Annotated in this window: 3 protein-coding genes; all 3 read left to right on the top strand. The window is 68.5% G+C overall.

What is annotated here, in order from left to right:
* The coding region (locus A39O_RS32670) for a hypothetical protein (protein ID WP_157639854.1) at positions 1 to 711 on the top strand (711 nt) is incomplete at its 5' end.
* 74 nt (positions 712 to 785) lie between these two features.
* Positions 786 to 1,361 carry a hypothetical protein gene (locus tag A39O_RS0108415; RefSeq protein WP_020504227.1) on the top strand — a complete coding sequence of 192 codons (576 nt, stop codon included), beginning with the start codon at positions 786 to 788 and terminating at the stop codon, positions 1,359 to 1,361.
* Positions 1,361 to 1,630, top strand: a complete 270-nt coding sequence (locus A39O_RS0108420) for a hypothetical protein (protein ID WP_020504228.1) — start codon at positions 1,361 to 1,363, stop codon at positions 1,628 to 1,630. Before A39O_RS0108415 ends, A39O_RS0108420 begins: the two co-directional genes overlap by 1 nt.
* The last annotated feature ends 122 nt before the right edge of the window (positions 1,631 to 1,752 follow it).

Consider the following 1,752-nt stretch of genomic DNA (forward strand, 5'->3'; position numbering starts at 1 on the left):
GTGGCGCTGCCCAACGGCCAGGCCAGCCAGCGCGGGACCCCGGTGCGCGGGATCATCACCTCGCAGGGGGATGTGGCGGTGACGCGGGACATCTACATCCGCGATGAGAACTTTCAACTGCCGTTCGAGGTGGCGTTCTCCGCGACCGCGACCGCCAACGCCTTCGTGCCGGTATCCGTGGCCGGAGTGGCGGCGGCCGAGGTGTCGAGCAAGTTCGCGGCCGGCCAGGCGGGCAATTATTACTACGCGGTCACCGGCATCAACAAGTTCGGTGAGTCGGTGGTGGTCAAGTCGGCCCAGGTGGCGGTCGCCGCGGGCGATAAGGTGACGCTGACCATCACGGCCAGCGCGGCGGGCACCGAAACCGGCTATGTGATCTACCGCAGCCGCCTGAACGGCACCAACGCGACCACCGATTTTCGGTATGTCGCCAAGGTGGCCAAGGCCGGAGCGACCACCACTTGGGTGGATACCAACCGCGAAATCCCCGGCACCAGTCGCGCCTATCTGCTGAATCTCAGCCCGGTGCATACCGCCATGACCTGGCGGCAGATGCTGCCGCTGACCGAGTTCCAGTTGTATCCGACGGCGGCGGCGACGGTGCCGTGGGCGCTGTTGCACATGGGGTATCTGCGGATCAGCAAGCGCCAGCATCACGTGGTGATCAAGAACATCGTCCCGACCAACGCGGCTTGGAAGCCGTTCGGGTAAGCCCGTCTCGTTGATGGTACGCCCGGTCGATCGGCCGGGCGCGGATTGAAACACCCTGCCCGGACTACCTCCCCATGCCGATCGTACAGCCTTCCATCGTCGCGGCCTTGAACCGCGAATCGCCGACCCTGGCGCGCCTGCCGCTGGGGGACTTTCTCACGTCCTTGATCACGACCATCAACGCCTTGCGGGCCGATGTGGTGACGCTCAAGACCACCAACGCCTATCTCACCACGGCACCGACCTTGGCCATCAAGGCCGCGTCCGGGGTCCTGGTGAAGTCCACCGGGGCCTTTGCGGCGATGATCTCGGGCGTTGCCGTCGCCAAGTCGGCCGCCACCGACATGGCGGCCCTGGTCGGCACCCTGGCCACCGCCAAGAGCGCGGCCTGGGCCTTCGAGATGGATTCTGCCGGCACCCTGACCACGACCACCAAGACCGCCGATGTGGCGACGGCAGACCTGGCCGTCGCCGCCCTGGCCGCGGTGTCGGCCAACAAGGTGCGGGTGGGCTACATCGTGGTCACTAACACCAGCGGCGCCAACTTCGTGGGCGGCACCACGGCGCTGGACGCGACCGGCATTGCCGTGACCTACGTCAACACCGCGGCGCTGGCGCTGACCGCCGCGGCGCTGCCGGACCTGGCGTGATGCGCGTCCTGTGCACGCTGCCCAATGCGGGCACGCTGATCAGCGGGGTGCGGTTCGCGCCGACCGACGGCGGGATGCTGTCGGACCCGCTCACGGCGGATGAGGCCGCGCGGTTCGTGCGGATTCCGGGGTATGTGTTGGTGGCGGAGGTGGCGCCGGAACCGGCCGTCGAACCAGCACCAGCCGCCCCGCTGTCGAGCGCGGTCCGGGCGGCGGCCGAACTGGAGCGGCGCCGGCGCAAGGAGGGCGCGGCGGCGGCGTCGGCATGAATGCGCATGACACCGCGCCGTTGCGCGCGGCGTCCCTGTTTTTACGGACCGGCCGCGGCCGGTCCGCTCCCCTGTCCTCCTCGTCGCTCATTCTGCTGAGCGTCTTGCCGGCCCGTATCCTC

This window comes from Lamprocystis purpurea DSM 4197, assembly GCF_000379525.1.
GTDB classification, from domain to species: Bacteria; Pseudomonadota; Gammaproteobacteria; order Chromatiales; family Chromatiaceae; genus Thiodictyon; species Thiodictyon purpureum.

Bases quoted from the DNA above. Each gene is read 5' to 3' on its own strand.
- A39O_RS0108415 (WP_020504227.1), top strand. From the start codon at position 786: ATGCCGATCGTACAGCCTTCCATCGTCGCGGCCTTGAACCGCGAATCG.
- A39O_RS0108420 (WP_020504228.1), top strand. From the start codon at position 1,361: ATGCGCGTCCTGTGCACGCTGCCCAATGCGGGCACGCTGATCAGCGGG.